The following is a 16,562-nucleotide window of genomic DNA, read 5'->3' on the forward strand; positions in this document are numbered from 1 at the left end:
TCAGCACAAACTGATACGCATAAAACCCACAAAAACGGCGCGCTTGCCTGGCGCGCCAACCCCTCCAATAAAATCGGGGCAGCAAGTTTAGTTGTTGTAGTACTTGTTGGCGTAGCTGCCGTAGGAATAGCCGTAATGCCGTGCGCTGCGAGCATTGATTTGACCCAGCACAAGCCCGGTCACGCGCTGATTGTCGGTGTGGAACAGCCGCATGGTTTCGGCGAGATCCTGTTCGGATGTGTCGTTCCATTTGACCGTCAACAGCACCGCATCTGCGTTACGCGCAATCAGGCGCGCGTCAGATACCAGCAAGGTCGGCGGTGTGTCGATCAGGATGATGTCATATGTCTGGCGTAAATCCTCCAGGAACAACCGGAATCGCTCGGATGCGAAGAGGTCTGCCGCGTTGGCCGAGGTCTTCTCGCCGGCCAGGATGTCACAACCCAGCAGCGGGTCTTGAAAAATGGCCTCCTGCACGGTTGCGTCCCCGGCCAGAACCGAGACGATCCCGTTTTTCGGCACACCCTGCAATTGCTCGGTCATGGTCAAGCGCCGAATATCGCCTTCGACCAACAATACCTTTTTGCCGATGCCGACAAAGTTCTGCGCCAGCGCCAACGCGTTCGTTGTCTTTCCTTCACCCGGAAGCGAAGAGGTGATCACCACAACCTGCGGTGGGCGGTCCACATTGGACAACATCAGGGAGGTGCGCAGGTTGCGTACCGCCTCGGCCGTGGCAGATGAGGGTTTTTCGGCGAGATACTCCAGAACCTTGCGGCGCCCGCGGCCGGGAAAGACGGGAATCTGTCCCAGAACGCTGTAACCGGTTTTGCGCTCCAGTTCTTGCGCCGAACGGTAGCCCCTACGCCGCGCCTCGGCCAGCAACACGATGCCGACGCCCAGCAAAAGGCCCAGAATGGTCGAAAGCGCAAGGATCAGAGACTTTTTCGGTTCCGAAGGGTTGCCCGGTATTACGGCGTTCGACAATTGCCGGCTGTCGGCTTTCTGGATGCCTTCCTGCGCCGATGTTTCTTTCAGACGGGCCAGGAAATACTCGTAAAGCAGCCGAACGGCCTCTGCCTCGCGTGCCAGCTGCTGCAGGGTAATCAGATCCGCACTCTGCTGCGCGATCTTCTGGCCCAGCTCTTCGGCTGAAAGCGTCAGGGCCTGAACCTGCTGCGTTGCCCGCCGGGCTTCAAGCGCAGTCCGCGCAACCAGGCGCTGGAAGGCGGTGTCAAAATCGGCCTCACCGGTGCCTGATCCGTCGATCTGGTCAAGCAGTCTTTGCAGTTGCGGGTCCTGACTGGCCGCAGCCTGGGACGCGCGGGTGTCGGCGGCGCCCAATGAGTCATACCGGTTCTGCGCCGAGATACGGGTCGCCTCGGCCGACTCGCGTCGTTCGCGCAGGTCCTTCAACTGCACTTCCTGCAATTGCAGCGCTTCGGGCGAGACCAGCGCTGTTGTCGAATTGAATTCGTTGACCTTTGCCTCGGCGGTTTCCAGATCAATCTGCAGCTCGGCCACGCGGTCGGTCAGCCAGGCGGTCGCCTGTTCCGTGGCGTCGAATTTCACTTCGATCTGGTTCAGAACGTAAAGTTCGACAATCGTGTCCGCGATCAGGGCCGACTTGCGCGCCGATTTGGTTTCGGCCGTCACCTCGAACACCAGGCTTTGCGCTACGTTGCGCACCGAAACCTTTTCGAGCAAGGCCGAGATCACATCGTCGCGCAGCAGCCGTTCAGCCAGTTCGTCAGAGACAGGCTCGGGGTTGGACCCGGCCCCGAACACTGATCTGAGAAACTGCTTGACCCCGTCGAACGCAGAGGCCGGGAGAAGGTCAGTGTTGAACTCGGGGTCCGACACCAGTTCCAGCCTGTCGACAACCTTACCCATCAAGCCGCGGGACCGAAGAACTTCCAGCTCGGAATTTACCTCGGCCGTATCTCCGGCCAGGCCGCCCACCACGCTTTGCAGGTCAACCACGCTGGCCTGATCGGTTTCCAGCATGACCACGGCGGTGGACTTGTATAACGGGACAGCGACGACAAAGGCGTAGAAGGCTCCGACCAGAATGGCCAGGGCGGTGGTCAGGGTGATGATCCACTTGCCACGCCACACAGTTCCCGCCAAAGCGGCCAGGTCGATAATGTCATTTTGCGGCGTGTCACTTGCCGGGGATCGGTTCGATTTGAATTGCGCGTCGTGTATCGGAGTTTGCTTCATATCAAGAATACGATCCAAAAGGCCTGACACACGCGAAACGCGTGTGCCGCTGCTCTCTACATGGTCCCAAAGCAAGAATAAAGGTCTGTGCGCCTGTTACTTGCCGGTTCTGCGAAGCACGGCTGAGGCGGTCTGGGAGATGATCCTGATATCGTTAAGAAAGCTGCGCCGGGTCAGGTAGGCGACATCCAGCGCGACCCGCTCGCCATAGCTGATATCGTTGCGCCCCGAGACCTGCCACAGCCCGGTGATCCCCGGTTTCTGCGCCAGATAGGCCGAAGCGGAACGGCCGTATTTGACCAGTTCGATGGCCACAACAGGGCGCGGTCCGACAAAACTCATCTCGCCTGTCAGCACGTTCCAGATCTGCGGCAGCTCGTCCAGGCTGGTCTTGCGCAGGATGCGACCCAGCCGGTTGATGCGCGGATCATCGGTCAGTTTATGGTCGCGTTCCCATTCTGCCGCAGCTTCGGGATTGGCGTCCAGATAGGCCTGCAGCCGCGCTTCGGCATCCGCCACCATGCTGCGAATCTTCCAGCATTTGAACGGCTTGGCATTCTGACCCACTCGGGTATGGCCGAAAAAGCCCGGGCCACCGTCCAGGCGCACAAGGCACCACAGCAGCGCGATGATCGGCGCAACAGCCGGCAACAGCAGCAGGGCAAACACGATGTCAAAGGCTCGTTTTCCAAGACCCGAATACAGGCCCACAGGTGCCCGGTGCGGGACCGGTTGTTCCGCTGATCTGTTTTCCGAAGTCGTTGAGGAAGCAAAATCCAACATCTAAATTTATCCTGACAACATGGGAGCAGCTGCTAATGCACCAAAGAAGCAATCAAACGGCGCTCCGGATAAACCCACGACGTAAGGTATTTAAGATGTAAAAAGAGTTTTGGGGCAAAAAGCCCAAGTGCTTGCACAATTGTTGCGCAGTTGCATCATTCGTCAGCGGGCATAAAACAACCATCCATCTCAAGACAACCAAAAGTTGAGACACGCTGCGCAATTCCGTCATCCAAACCGCAGGGCCACAGGTAGCCGGGCCCAGGACTCCTGCGTCAAAAAAAGCAGGGCGCCTTTACATATCAGGTGTTCAGACTGCGTATCGGATTTCGTATCAGATGAAGGTTAGCCTCGATCACTCGACCATGCGGACGCCGGTAAGCCGGGTTGCCTAAATAACGCTCGAAGAAGCTGTGGATTGCCCGGGGTCCTCGTGGGCGTAGACGAAAAAATTGACTGAACAGTAAAAAAATGCTGCCATCTCGCCACACAGGAGAGAGATATGACCAAAAGAACATTAACGCGCAGAGTGCTGCTGGCCGCGGTCGCGGCTGCATCAACGTTTTTTTCCGCCGGGCTGGCGGCGGCAGAAACAGTCAAGGTGGCGGCGATTTACACGCTGCCTGTGGAACAGCAATGGATCAGCCGTATCCACAAGGCCCTGAATACCGCAGCCGAGCGGGGCGACATTGAGTACGTGTTCTCGGAAAACGTAGCGAACACCGATTATGAACGTGTAATGCGCGAATATGCCGAACAGGGTGCACAGCTGATCGTGGGCGAGGTGTTCGGCCTGGAACGCGCTGCGCGCAAGGTGGCCAAGGACTACCCCGATACGGCCTTTCTGATGGGCTCGTCATTTGGCTCGGTGGCGCCCAACTTCTCGGTCTTCGACAACTGGATTCACGAACCCTCCTACCTAACCGGCATGGTGGCCGGGGCGGCGACGGAATCGAACGTGATCGGCATGGTCGGCGGCTATGCGATACCCGAGGTAAACCGGCTGATGAACGCGTTCATGGACGGCGCGCGCGAGGTAAACCCGGATGTCACCTTCCTCGTGACCTTTATCGACAGCTGGTACGATCCGCCCAAGGCCAAGGAAAGCGCCATCGCGATGATGGATGCGGGGGCGGACATCATGTATGCGGAACGCTTTGGCGTGTCGGATGCAGCAGTTGAACGTGGCGTGAAGGCCGTGGGCAATGTCATCGACACGTCGGGCGACTATCCCGGCACGATTATGGCCTCGGCCCTGTGGCACATGGAGCCGACTATCGACAAGGCCATCGCCAATGTCGCCAATGGTTCGTTTGAGGCTGCGGATTACGGCCAGTACAGCTTTATGGCTTACGGCGGCGGCTCGATGGTTCTGGATGAGGCGCTGGTTCCGCCTGAGGTGATTGAAGCGGTGAACGCGCGTCAGGCCGAGATCCTGGACGGGCTGTTCCGCGTGAACGTCAACGATGACCGCCCGGTCTCGGACAACTGATCGTATTCGGGCCGGTCCTCGCGCCGGCCCGCTTCCCCAATGACCACAGTTTTAAAGCTCAACGGGTTGAGCAAACACTTCGGCCCGGTAATCGCCAATGATGATGTCAGCCTGACCCTGAACCGGGGCGAGGTTCTGGCATTGCTGGGCGAAAACGGCGCGGGCAAGACCACGCTGATGAATATGCTGTTTGGGCACTATCTGCCCGATTCAGGCTCGATAGAGGTGGCGGACAAGACCGGTGCGTTGCAGCCGCTGCCGCTGGGCCATCCGCAGGTGGCACTGGCTGCGGGGGTGGGCATGGTGCACCAGCATTTTACGCTGGCTGAGAATATCTCGGCACTGGACAACATCACCCTGGGGGCTGAACCCCTGTTTGCCCTGCGCCGCAACCGGCGCGCAGCGCGGCGCAGGGTTGAAGAGATCATCGCCCAAAGCGGCCTGACCGCGCCCTTGGATACACAGGTCGGACGGCTGTCGGTGGGGGAGCGTCAGCGGGTTGAAATCCTCAAGGCGCTCTATCGGCAAGCGCGGATTCTGGTGTTGGACGAACCCACCGCCGTTCTGACCCCGCAAGAGGCCGACACGCTGTTCGAAAACATCCGTATGATGACAGCCGAGGGGCTGTCGGTCATCTTCATCAGCCACAAGCTGCGCGAGGTTCTGGCCTTTTCCGACCGCATCGCCGTTCTACGCCACGGCCGGAAAGTGGGTGAGATGGCGACGTCCGAAGCCGATGAGAAATCCATCGCCCGGATGATGGTTGGGGCGGATACACCGGAACTGGCAGGCGCTGCGATGGCGCCGGGCGCGCCGGTACTGACCCTGTCGGGTGTGTCGGTCGCGGGCCGATCCAAGCGCGATACGCTCAGCGGCGTTGATCTGACAGTGAACGCGCACGAAATCCTCGGGATCGCGGGGGTATCGGGCAACGGGCAGAGCGGGCTGGCCAATGTGATTTCAGGTCTGACGCGCCCAAATCAGGGCCTAATAAAGGTCAATGAGGTCGAAATCGACGCCCCCAGCCCTGCCGCGATGGTGCGGGCGGGCGTTGGTCGCATTCCGGAAGATCGCCATCACGAAGGCATCGTCGGCGCCATGAGCGTGGCTGAGAACATGATTATCGAACGGCTGGAAGATGCAGATGTGCAGTCGCGCGGCCTACTGCGGCGCGAGGCCATTGCAGATAACGCCGAACGTCTGACCAAAGCGTATGACGTACGCGGTCCGGGCGTTGAGGCCCCTGCGCGGCTTCTGTCAGGCGGCAATATCCAGAAACTCATTCTGGCGCGCGTGTTCGATCGCGCGCCGAACCTGATCCTGGCCAACCAACCGACCCGCGGTCTGGACATGGGGGCGGCAGCAGAGGTTGGCCGTCGCCTGCTTGAGGCGCGCGAACGGGGCGCGGGCGTGGTGTTGATTTCCGAAGACCTCGACGAAATTCTGGGCCTTGCAGACCGGATCGTTGTGATCCGCGATGGTGAATTGCACGAGGCCCCCAGCCGTGATCGCGAACAGATCGGGTTGATGATGGCAGGAGAACCGGCATGATCCGCATCGAACCACGGCAAACCCAGTCGCGGACCTTTACGCTGGGCGTTCCGATCCTGTCCGCTGTCATTGCTCTGGGCTTTGCTGCCATTCCCCTTCTGGCTGCCGGGGCAAACCCGATTGCAGCTTACGCCGAGATGTTTCGCGGCGTGTTTGGCTCTGTTTTTGCCTTTTCCGAGGTCCTCACCCGTGCCACGCCGCTGATCTTCACCGGTCTTGCCGCTGCCTTGGCGTTCCGCGCCAAGCTATGGAATATCGGGGCCGAGGGGCAGCTCTATCTGGGTGCCATGGCTGCCGTAGCCATCGGCTCGGGGGTGTTGGACGTTTCGGGCGTCCTGTTGTTACCCCTGATCGTCCTGCTGGGCGCGGCGGCGGGAGCAGCGGGGATGGTTGCGCCGACCTATCTGAAAACTCGCTTTGGCGCGGATGAGGTGGTGACCACGCTGCTGTTGAACTTCATCATCCTGATCTTTGTACAAATGATGCTGGAAGGCCCGCTGCAGGACCCGATGAGCCTCGGCTGGCCACAATCGGCTCCGGTTCTGGATCAGGGAATGCTGCCACCCTTGATGGATCGGATGCGTGTGCATTCCGGGTTGATTCTGGCTCTGATACTGGCTGGATTGGCGCAATTTATGCTGGCACGCTCGGTTTGGGGGTTCCGGTTGCGAGCGGTGGGTGAGAACGCCGCCGCTGCGCGCCATGCCGGGATCAACGTGAACCGCTCGCTGTTTGGTGTGGCTATCCTGTCGGGCGGGCTGGCCGGGCTGGCGGGTGTCAGCGAGGTCGCGGGGTTGAAAGGCTATCTGACCGCCGACCTGTCACCCGGCTTTGGGTACACCGGCATTGTCGTGGCGATGCTGGCGGGCCTGTCGCCTGTGGGTGTGGTGATCGCGGCGCTGTTCATTGCGTCCGTCTTCGTGGGCGCCGACAGCATGAGCCGCGCCATGGGCGTATCTTCGTTCCTGGCCGATCTGGTGGTGTCCGTTTCGCTGCTCTGCGTGCTGGTCGGCGGGTTCTTTGCCCGCTACCGGATCGTCCGGGCCAGCACCACGAGGACGGCGGCATGATGGATATCCTCAACATCCTGCTGTCCGAGAGCTTTTGGGCCGCATCCCTGCGTATCGCCACGCCGCTGATCTTTGGAGTACTGGGCGCGCTGATCTGCGAACGGGCGGGCGTGCTGAACCTCGGGATTGAGGGGATCTTCGTCGTCGGCGCCATGTGTGGCTGGATGGCGGTTTGGCTGGGCGCGGGCCTGTGGGGCGGGGTACTGGTTGCCGCTCTGGCCGGGGCGTTCTTTGGGCTGCTTCACGCGATCCTGACCGTGCCACTGGGGCTTTCCCAGCATGTCTCGGGGCTGGGCATCACGCTGTTTGCCACCTCGGTCAGTTACTACACCTATCGTACGGCGCTGCCGAACGTGTCTTCTCCGCCCCGGATCGAGCCGTTTCAACCCTTGGATCTGCCAGTATTGTCCGATCTGCCATTTTTAGGGTCTGTTTTGTTCCAGCAAACTGCCCTGACATGGTTGGCGCTGCTGATGGTGGCAGTGGTCTGGTACGTGATGAATCGCACCGCCTTGGGCGTGGCGATCAAAGCTGTCGGAGACAATCCGGACAGTGTCGATGCGCAGGGTCTGTCGGTCTATGGGTTACGGATCGGCGCCATCGTTGCGGGCTCGGCCCTGATGGCGTTGGGCGGAGCCTTCCTGACCATGAGTGCCTTTGACGCCTTTTTCTTCGGCATGGTCAACGGGCGCGGCTGGGTCTGTATCGCTTTGGTGATCTTTGCCAGCTGGCGTCCCGGCAAGGCGTTGCTGGGCGCGTTGTTGTTTGGCGCCTTCGACGCGTTGCAGGTGCGTCTGCAGACCGAAATGGGCGCGCTGGTGCCCGGTCAGGTGTTCCTGATGGCGCCCTATATCCTGTCCATCATAGCGCTTGTGGTTGCGGCGCGGTCGGCGGATTATCCGCGCGCATTGCTCACCCCTTGGTTCAAAGGCCAACGATAGGAGCCTCCATGTTTGATCTGATCGTCAAGAATGCCACACTGCCCGATGGCCAGACCGGGGTGGATATCGCCTGTGCGGATGGCAGGATCGCCGCCATCGAGCCCGGGATCACCGCCGAAGCGGGTGAAGTGATCGACGCCGAGGGGCAACTGGTCTCGCCACCTTTTGTTGATCCGCATTTCCATATGGATGCGACCCTGTCGCTGGGTACGCCGCGGATGAACGTTTCGGGCACCCTGCTGGAAGGAATAGCCTTGTGGGGGGAGCTTAAGCCGATCCAGTCGGTCGATGATATCGCCACCCGCTCGCTGCGCTATTGCGAACTGGCTGCAGCCAAAGGGATTGGCGCGATCCGCAGCCACGTGGACACCTGCGATGATGAGCTGAAGGGCGTGCAGGCCCTGTTGCAGGTGCGGGAACAGGTGAAGGATTACCTTGATCTGCAACTGGTCGCTTTCCCGCAGGACGGCGTGCTGCGTGATCCGACAGCGATGCAGAACACCATCCGCGCGCTGGATATGGGAGTGGATGTGGTGGGCGGTATCCCGCATTTCGAACGCACCATGGCCGACGGGGCCGAATCCGTGCGTCTGCTGTGTGAAATCGCTGCAGAGAGGGGGCTGATGGTCGATATGCATTGCGACGAAAGCGATGACCCGCTGAGCCGCCACATCGAGACTTTGGCCTATGAAACCCAACGTTTGGGTCTGAATGGGCGGGTCGCGGGATCGCATCTGACTTCAATGCACTCAATGGACAACTACTATGTGTCCAAGCTGATCCCACTGATGGTCGAGGCCGGGGTACACGCGATCCCGAACCCTCTGATCAACATCATGTTGCAGGGGCGGCACGACAGCTATCCCAAACGTCGCGGCCAGACCCGTGTGCGTGAGTTGCGGGATGCCGGGGTCACCGTGGGCTTTGGCTCGGATTGTATGATGGACCCGTGGTATTCACTGGGCAAGGCCGACATGTTGGATGTGGCTTTCATGGGGTTGCATGTGGGGCAATTGTCCAGCCGCGCCGATATGGCGTGGTGTTTCGACGCGGTCACCGAAAACTCGGCCCGTATCATGGGGTTGGAGGGATATGGCGTTGCCAAGGGCTGTGCCGCCAATTTCGTGCTGCTGCAGGCAACCGACCGGATTGAGGCGATCCGGTTGCGTGCTCATCGTTTGGCCGTGGTGCGCAAAGGGCGCGTGATTGCACGATCAAATCCGGTCACCTGTGACCTGAGTCTGCCCACAGGGCAAAAATCATTGGATGAGGCGCGGGTGCCGTTTGTCTGATTCTTGTCTGGTGCCCCGGGTTTCCCTTTGGTCGTCACGGGTAAACTCAATCTATTGTTGCAACGATCAAAATGATCTGGATGATCAGTTGCACCGTGGCCGCAACAAGCGGCCGACCGTCGCAATGACGACACAAACAATAAAACCGGGGAGACTATAATGATCCTAAGAAACCTGATGATTGCTGCCAGCGCGACCGCGTTGATGGCGGCTGGCGCGTCGGCTGAAACCCTGCGCTGGGCGCGGGCGGGCGACTCACTGACGCTGGATCCGCATGCCCAGAACGAAGGCCCGACGTCGGCTTTGGCGCACCAGATTATGGAAACGCTGGTGATGCGCGACCATTCCGGCGCGCTGGTGCCGTCGCTGGCCACTGAATGGGCGCCGTCCGAAGAAAACCCGAATATCTGGGTGTTCAAGCTGCGCGAAGGCGTGACCTTCCATGACGGTGCCGAGTTTGACAGCGAAGACGTCGTGTTTTCGTTGAACCGGGCGATGACGCCGGATTCCGATTACAAGGAACTTTTGGCCTCGGTGAAAGAGGTGCGCGCGCCGGACAAATACACCGTCGAGATTGAAACCGATGGCCCCAACCCGATCATGCCCAATAACCTGACCAACATGTTCATGATGGACAAGGGCTGGGCCGAGGCGAACAACGCCGTGAAGGTGCAGGACTATGAAGGTGGTGAAGATACATTCGCGGCAAAGAACGCCAATGGCACCGGCCCCTACAAGCTGGTAAGCCGCGAACCGGACGTGAAAACCGTTCTGGCCCTCAACGAAAACTACTGGGGCAAAGATGAGTTCCCGCTGGCCGTAACTGAGATCATCTATACCCCGATCCAGAACGCAGCGACCCGTGTTGCGGCCCTGCTGTCGGGTGAGGTCGATTTCATTCAGGACGTCCCCGTACAGGACCTTGAGCGCGTTGCTGGCGCCGACGGTCTGGACGTGCGCACTGCGCCGCAGAACCGGGTAATCTTCTTTGGTCTGAACATGGGTGATGCCGATCTGGCCAATGACAATGTCGACGGCAAGAACCCCCTGTCGGATGTCCGTGTCCGTCAGGCCATGTCCAAGGCGATCAACCGCGATGCGATCAAACAGGTCGTTATGCGCGGCCAGTCAGCACCGGCCGGCATGATTGCACCGCCCTTCGTCAATGGTTGGGATGAGGGAATGGACGGCTCCTCAACCACCGATATTGAGGGTGCCAAGGCCCTGATGGCCGAGGCCGGTTATCCGGACGGGTTCACCATCCAGCTGGATTGCCCGAATGACCGCTACATCAATGATGAGGCGATCTGTCAGGCGGCTGTCGGTATGTTGGCGCAGATCGGAATTACCGTGAACCTGGACGCCAAGCCCAAGGCGCAGCATTTCCCGCTGATCAACAACCTGGAAACCGATTTCTACATGCTGGGTTGGGGTGTTCCAACTTACGATTCGGAATACATCTTCAACTTCCTCGCCCACACCAAGGGTGAGAAGTACGGTTCGTGGAACGGCACCCGCTACAGCAACCCGGAATTGGACGCCAAGATTCAAGGTCTGGCCTCGGAAACCAACCTGCCCGAGCGTGACAAGCAGATCGCGGAAATCTGGCAAGTGGTTCAGGATGAACAGCTGTACATCCCGATCCACCACCAGGTGCTGAACTGGGGCATGAAGTCCAACGTGGGTACCGTGGTTGAGCCGGAAGATTCGCCCAAGATCAAGTATTTCACTCTGAATTAAAGCATTCAGATCAGTGACTTGGCAGGGCGTGACCTTCTCGCCCTGCCATTTGCGTTATCCTTCAACACCGCTCTTCTGCGGAAGACACAGGGAGATTTCGCCATGATTCTCAGACACAGCGTCATCGGTCTGGCCATGCTTGGCGCCACCGGCGTGCACGCCGCCGAGTTCACGTGGGCCTCAACCACCGATCCGCAGACGATGGATCCGCACGCGGTTAATTCGGCCCCGGTTCTGGGATTTCTCAACAATGTCTACGAAGGGCTTGTGCGCCGCGACAAGGACATGCAGGTCGAACCAGCCTTGGCCGTCAGTTGGGAGCCAATCGGCGATGGTGAGGGATGGCGGTTCAAACTGCGTGAAGGCGTGACTTTTCACGATGGCAGCACGTTCGATGCGCAGGACGTTCTGTTCAGCTATCAGCGCGCTTCGGGCGAGGTCGCCGACACCCGCAGCTGGTTTGCGCCGATCAGTGAGGTGATCGTGGTCGACGACTACACCGTTGATTTCATGACCACCGCCCCGAACCCTCTGTTCCCTTCTTCTATCGCCAACTGGATGATCATGGATCAGGGTTGGACCGAGGCCAATGATGCTGTCGTCCCCGACAAGGAAACTGGCAACCATGCGACGCTGAACGCCAATGGCACCGGCGCGTTCAGGGTTATCGCGCGAGAGCCGGGCCTGCGCACGGTGCTGGAACCGTTCGACGGCTGGTGGGATGAGGTGGAACACAACATCACGAGCGCTGAATTCAACCCGATTCAGAACCCCGCCACCGCTGTTGCAGCGCTGTTGTCCGGCGATGTGGATATGATCAACCCGGTGCCCATTCAGGACGTGGCGCGCCTGCAAGGCGATGCCGAGGTGAACGTCATTCAGGGCATCGAGGCGCGGGTGATCATGCTGGGATTTGATCATCAGGCCGAAACACTGAAATACACCGACGACGCAGGCAAACCGAACCCATTCCAAGACCCTCGTGTGCGTAAAGCGGTGGCGCAGGCGGTGAATGTCGATGCCATTCTGGCCACCATCATGCGGGGCAATGCAGAGGCGGCCTCGCAACTGGTCAGTCCGGCCATGAACGGCTATTCCGCAACCAACGCCGACCGCCCCGCCGTTGACGTCGAAGCCGCCAAGGCCCTGCTGGCCGAGGCGGGCTATGCTGATGGCTTTTCCTTCGGTCTGAAATGCCCCAATGACCGCTATCTGAACGATGAGGCCGTCTGTCAGGCCGTAGTCTCCATGCTGGCCCAGATCGGGCTTGCCGCCGAACTGGACGCCATGCCGGTTCGCAATTACTGGCCCGAACTGCGCGAGGACAACTACGACATGTACCTGCTGGGCTGGAGCCCCGGTACCTTTGACGCTGAGCATCCGGTGCGGTTCCTTGTGGCGACCCCCAATGAGGAAAAGAAGTTGGGCAGTTGGAACTTTGGGGGCTTTTCGAACGCGCGTGTCGACGAGCTGCTGCCGGTGATCCAGTCGGAACTGAACGAAGGCAAACGGCAGGCCATGCTGGACGAGGTGGCGCAAATCATTCAGGACGAACAGGTCTATGTGCCTTTGTATGTGCAGCCTCTGGTCTGGGGTACGCGCAGTAATGTTGATCTGACGCAGCGACCGGACAATTTCTTTCTGCTGCGTTGGGTGACGGTGAACTAACGGAACGTCGCGTCTGCCTGTTAGCGATACCTTGACCACTTGGTCAGAGGCGGCCTAGGAAGACCGATCAACGAGGGAAACGCATGTTCGCATATATCGTCCGAAGGATGTTCCAATCCGTGATCGTGCTGCTGGTCGTGGGTCTGGTGGCCTTTTCCATGTTCCGTTTTGTCGGTGATCCGATCGACAACATGCTGGGTCAGGAACGCACGCAGGCCGACATAGATCGGCTGCGCACCGAGCTGGGTCTCGATCAACCCTTTCCGGTTCAATACTTCAAGTTTTTGAAAGGCGCGGTGCAGGGTGATTTTGGCGTCTCGTACCGTCAGGGGCGTCCGGTCTCGACGATCCTGATCGAACGCGCGCCTGCCACGCTGGAACTGGCCTTTGTCTCGGGTTTTCTCGCCATCACGATGGGTATCGGGCTGGGCGTCTTTACGGCGATCCGACGACAAGGGGTGGCTGCGAATATCATCATGACCGTGTCTCTTCTTGGGGTGTCGCTGCCGACCTTCCTGATCGGGATATTGCTGATCTATGTCTTTTCGATTGAACTGGGCGTCCTGCCCAGTTTCGGCAGGGGCGAGACGGTGATGATCGGCAGCTGGTCCACCGGGTTCCTGACAGCCTCGGGGCTCAAGGCGCTGATCCTGCCGGCGATTACGCTGGGCCTGTATCAGATGACGCTGATCATGCGGCTGGTGCGGTCGGAAATGTTGGAAGTGATGCGTGCCGACTATGTCCGTTTCGCCCGAGCGCGCGGGCTATCGGACCGGGTGATCAACTTTCGTCACGCGCTGAAAAACACGCTGGTACCGGTGATCACCATCACTGGCCTGCAGTTGGGCTCGATCATCGCCTTCGCCATCATCACCGAGACGGTGTTCCAGTGGCCCGGAGTCGGCCTGCTGTTCATCAACGCAATCCAGTTCGTCGATATCCCTGTCATGGCCGCTTACCTGATGCTGATTTCGGTCATGTTCGTGACGATCAACCTGATTGTCGATCTTCTCTACTATGCCATTGACCCGCGCCTGCGTGTCGACGCGAGGGCTACATGACCGATACGATCGAAACTCCGTCAACCGCGCCCAAGTCGCGTTTCGCCAAATTCTGGGACAGCGATTTCGCGTGGTCGTACCGGCATTCTCCGGTGGCCATCATCGCCTCGGTCGTGGTGGTGGTTCTTGTGCTCGCGGCCATCTTCGCGCCGCTGATCGCGCCCTATAACCCGTTCGATCCGGCAACGCTGAACCTGATGAACGGGTTTACTCCACCGGGTACACCGAACGCCTTCACGCAGGAAACCTTCCTGCTGGGTACCGACGATCAGGGGCGGGATGTGTTCTCGACCATTCTCTACGGGCTGCGTATCTCGTTGTTCGTCGGGGCCTCGGCGGTGGTGCTGGCGATGATCATCGGCGTGATCCTGGGGCTGATGGCGGCCTATTATGGCGGTTGGGTCGAGACCATCATCATGCGGATTGCAGATGTGCAGCTGACCTTCCCGGCCATTCTGGTGGCGATGTTGATCTTTGGCATCGCCAAGGGGGTGACACCGCCCGAGTACCGCAATGCGATGGCAATCTACGTGCTGATCGTCGCGATTGCCCTGTCCGACTGGGTACAATTTGCACGCGTGGTGCGGGGTGCAGCGCTGGTCGAGAAAAACAAGGAATATGTGCAAGCCGCCCGGCTGATTGGCCGCGGTTCGATCCCGATCATGTTCCGCCACATCCTGCCGAACGTCCTCAGCCCGGTTCTGGTGATTGCCACGATCTCGCTGGCGCTGGCGATTATCGCCGAGGCAACGCTTAGTTTCCTGGGTGTGGGTGCGCCTCCGACTCAGCCGTCGCTGGGTACACTGATCCGCATCGGACAGGGCTTCCTGTTCTCGGGTGAGTGGTGGATCCTGTTCTTCCCGGCCTGCACCCTTCTGGCGCTGGCACTGTCTGTAAACCTGCTGGGCGACTGGCTGCGCGATGCGCTGAACCCAAAGCTGCGGTGATTACATGAGCCTTCTGAAGATCAATGACCTGACGGTCGAATTCCCGACGCGCCGCCAATTGTTCACTGCGGTGGACCATGTGGACCTGTCCGTTGAACCGGGCGAAATCCACGGGCTTGTGGGTGAATCCGGCGCGGGTAAGTCCACCATCGGCGCCGCCATTATGGGCCTGCTGGACCGCCCCGGCCGTATCGCCAGCGGTACTATCAAACTCAGCGGCGATCAGATCAGCGGTCTGGACGCCGAGGCGATGCGCGGGCTGCGCGGCAAGAAGATCTCGATGATTTTTCAGGACCCGCTGACCTCGCTGAACCCGCTTTTCACCGTGCGTGAGCAGCTGGTTGAGACCATTCAGGCCCATCTGGGCGGCTCTGACGCCGAGGCGAACAAGCGCGCCCGTGATCTGATCGATCGCGTCGGCATTCCCGATCCCGATACGCGGCTGGATCAGTACCCGCACCAGTTCTCGGGCGGGATGCGCCAGCGGGTGGTTATTGCGCTGGCGCTGTGTACCGAGCCGGACGTGATCATCGCGGATGAGCCGACAACGGCGCTGGATGTTTCGGTTCAGGCGCAGATTCTGGATCTGATCAAGGAACTGGCGCGCGAACGTCAGGTGGGCGTCATCCTGATCACCCATGATATGGGCGTGATCGCGGACACCACCGACAAGGTGACGGTGATGTATGCGGGCAAGGTGGTCGAATCCGGCCCGACCGCGCAGGTCATGGGTCAGCCCAGCCACGAATACACCAAATCACTGATCGCTGCTGTGCCGCGCCCGACGCTGAAACTGCACCGCTTCCCCCAGATCAGCTATGGCGGGCGCGAAACCCGCTTTGCCATCGAGGATATGGCCCGCCACTGGCCGAAAGTGGACAACGATACCTCCAAACCGGTGTTCGAGATTCGCAACCTGACCAAGAAGTTCCTGCAGCGCAAAGGCCTGCTGCCGTGGGACCGCACCTATTTCACCGCTGTGGATGATGTCAGCTTTGACATTCGCGCGGGTGAGGTGTTCGGGGTCGTGGGCGAGTCCGGCTCGGGCAAGTCCACAGTTGCCCGGATGATCGCCGGGCTGTACCCGGTCGATGGCGGCACTATCACGTTCGAGGGGCAGGTGGTCAGCGATCTGACCAACAAGGCTGCGCTGGATGCCTATCGCAAGAACATCCAGATGATCTTTCAGGACCCGTATTCGTCTCTGAACCCCCGGATGCGGGTGGACGACATTGTGGCCGAGCCGATCCGCCATCACCGTCTGATGGATGGGGCCGATATCAAGCGCCGCGTGGACGAATTGCTGGATCAGGTGGGGCTGGGCTATGAGGCCGGGCTGAAATACCCGCACGAATTCTCGGGCGGCCAGCGTCAGCGGATTTCCATCGCCCGCGCGTTGGCGACACAACCGCGCTTTCTGATCTGTGATGAGCCGACCAGCGCGCTGGATGTTTCGATCCAGGCGCAGATTCTCAATATCCTGAAGGACCTGCAGGAGCATCTGGGCCTGACCCTGCTGTTCATCAGCCACGATCTGCCGGTGGTGCGCCAGATGTGCGACCGGGTTGCGGTGATGAAGCAGGGTAAAGTGGTCGAGCTGCAAGAGACCAACGCGTTGTTCGCCAATCCTCAGACCGACTACGCCAGTGAATTGTTGCGTCTGATGCCCAGACTGGACGATCTGTCGACCGAAGGGCTCAGCGCTAAGGTCTGAGGCCCCATTTCGGGCATATGGGCGTACATAAACATTAATTTCGTCAAGCATTGCAGACTCAAGCGGGTCTGCTGTGCTAG

The 16,562-nt window shown here is 59.8% G+C and carries 12 protein-coding genes; 10 read left to right on the forward strand and 2 right to left on the reverse strand.

What is annotated here, in order from left to right; translation table 11 throughout:
• Positions 1-87: 87 nt before the first annotated feature.
• Positions 88-2,223, reverse strand: a complete 2,136-nt coding sequence (locus tag AC2FEE_RS12080) for a polysaccharide biosynthesis tyrosine autokinase (RefSeq protein WP_496865505.1) — start codon at positions 2,221-2,223, stop codon at positions 88-90.
• A 96-nt stretch (positions 2,224-2,319) separates the two neighbouring features.
• Entirely contained in the window at positions 2,320-3,006 is a 687-nt protein-coding gene (locus tag AC2FEE_RS12085; protein WP_496865507.1) for a sugar transferase, read from the reverse strand.
• A 502-nt stretch (positions 3,007-3,508) separates the two neighbouring features.
• On the opposite strand from AC2FEE_RS12085, the gene AC2FEE_RS12090 reads away from it, so the two are divergent.
• From AC2FEE_RS12090 to AC2FEE_RS12135, 10 genes are all read left to right on the forward strand, one after another.
• Positions 3,509-4,498, forward strand: a complete 990-nt coding sequence (locus AC2FEE_RS12090) for a BMP family protein (protein ID WP_496865509.1) — start codon at positions 3,509-3,511, stop codon at positions 4,496-4,498.
• 39 nt (positions 4,499-4,537) lie between these two features.
• Positions 4,538-6,049, forward strand: a complete 1,512-nt coding sequence (locus tag AC2FEE_RS12095; protein WP_496865511.1) for an ABC transporter ATP-binding protein — start codon at positions 4,538-4,540, stop codon at positions 6,047-6,049.
• Positions 6,049-7,119: an ABC transporter permease gene (locus AC2FEE_RS12100; RefSeq protein WP_496865706.1), complete on the forward strand. Its 1,071-nt coding sequence runs from the start codon at positions 6,049-6,051 to the stop codon at positions 7,117-7,119. The genes AC2FEE_RS12095 and AC2FEE_RS12100 overlap by 1 nt, the downstream gene beginning before the upstream one ends.
• A complete protein-coding gene (locus AC2FEE_RS12105; protein WP_496865707.1) occupies positions 7,119-8,060 on the forward strand; it encodes an ABC transporter permease in 942 nt (313 codons plus the stop codon). The genes AC2FEE_RS12100 and AC2FEE_RS12105 overlap by 1 nt, the downstream gene beginning before the upstream one ends.
• 8 nt (positions 8,061-8,068) lie before the next feature.
• Complete coding sequence (locus tag AC2FEE_RS12110) at positions 8,069-9,352, forward strand: amidohydrolase family protein (RefSeq protein ID WP_496865513.1); 1,284 nt, start codon at positions 8,069-8,071, stop codon at positions 9,350-9,352.
• A 159-nt stretch (positions 9,353-9,511) separates the two neighbouring features.
• Entirely contained in the window at positions 9,512-11,092 is a 1,581-nt protein-coding gene (locus tag AC2FEE_RS12115; protein ID WP_496865514.1) for an ABC transporter substrate-binding protein, read from the forward strand.
• A 102-nt stretch (positions 11,093-11,194) separates the two neighbouring features.
• On the forward strand, positions 11,195-12,760 hold the full coding sequence (locus AC2FEE_RS12120; protein WP_496865515.1) for an ABC transporter substrate-binding protein: 1,566 nt from the start codon (positions 11,195-11,197) through the stop codon (positions 12,758-12,760).
• Between the two features lie 83 nt (positions 12,761-12,843).
• Positions 12,844-13,821, forward strand: a complete 978-nt coding sequence (locus AC2FEE_RS12125) for an ABC transporter permease (RefSeq protein ID WP_496865517.1) — start codon at positions 12,844-12,846, stop codon at positions 13,819-13,821.
• Entirely contained in the window at positions 13,818-14,768 is a 951-nt protein-coding gene (locus tag AC2FEE_RS12130) for an ABC transporter permease (protein WP_496865519.1), read from the forward strand. The genes AC2FEE_RS12125 and AC2FEE_RS12130 overlap by 4 nt, the downstream gene beginning before the upstream one ends.
• A gap of 4 nt (positions 14,769-14,772) precedes the next feature.
• Complete coding sequence (locus AC2FEE_RS12135) at positions 14,773-16,482, forward strand: ABC transporter ATP-binding protein (protein WP_496865521.1); 1,710 nt, start codon at positions 14,773-14,775, stop codon at positions 16,480-16,482.
• Positions 16,483-16,562 lie beyond the last annotated feature (80 nt).

Source organism: Ruegeria sp. YTSC199 (assembly GCF_059609725.1).

Excerpts from the sequence above, each read along its gene's own strand:
- AC2FEE_RS12090 (WP_496865509.1), top strand. The coding sequence starts at position 3,509 with ATGACCAAAAGAACATTAACGCGCAGAGTGCTGCTGGCCGCGGTCGCG.
- AC2FEE_RS12120 (WP_496865515.1), top strand. The coding sequence starts at position 11,195 with ATGATTCTCAGACACAGCGTCATCGGTCTGGCCATGCTTGGCGCCACC.
- AC2FEE_RS12080 (WP_496865505.1), bottom strand. The coding sequence starts at position 2,223 with ATGAAGCAAACTCCGATACACGACGCGCAATTCAAATCGAACCGATCC.
- AC2FEE_RS12135 (WP_496865521.1), top strand. The coding sequence starts at position 14,773 with ATGAGCCTTCTGAAGATCAATGACCTGACGGTCGAATTCCCGACGCGC.
- AC2FEE_RS12130 (WP_496865519.1), top strand. The coding sequence starts at position 13,818 with ATGACCGATACGATCGAAACTCCGTCAACCGCGCCCAAGTCGCGTTTC.
- AC2FEE_RS12105 (WP_496865707.1), top strand. The coding sequence starts at position 7,119 with ATGGATATCCTCAACATCCTGCTGTCCGAGAGCTTTTGGGCCGCATCC.
- AC2FEE_RS12115 (WP_496865514.1), top strand. The coding sequence starts at position 9,512 with ATGATCCTAAGAAACCTGATGATTGCTGCCAGCGCGACCGCGTTGATG.
- AC2FEE_RS12110 (WP_496865513.1), top strand. The coding sequence starts at position 8,069 with ATGTTTGATCTGATCGTCAAGAATGCCACACTGCCCGATGGCCAGACC.
- AC2FEE_RS12085 (WP_496865507.1), bottom strand. The coding sequence starts at position 3,006 with ATGTTGGATTTTGCTTCCTCAACGACTTCGGAAAACAGATCAGCGGAA.
- AC2FEE_RS12095 (WP_496865511.1), top strand. The coding sequence starts at position 4,538 with ATGACCACAGTTTTAAAGCTCAACGGGTTGAGCAAACACTTCGGCCCG.
- AC2FEE_RS12125 (WP_496865517.1), top strand. The coding sequence starts at position 12,844 with ATGTTCGCATATATCGTCCGAAGGATGTTCCAATCCGTGATCGTGCTG.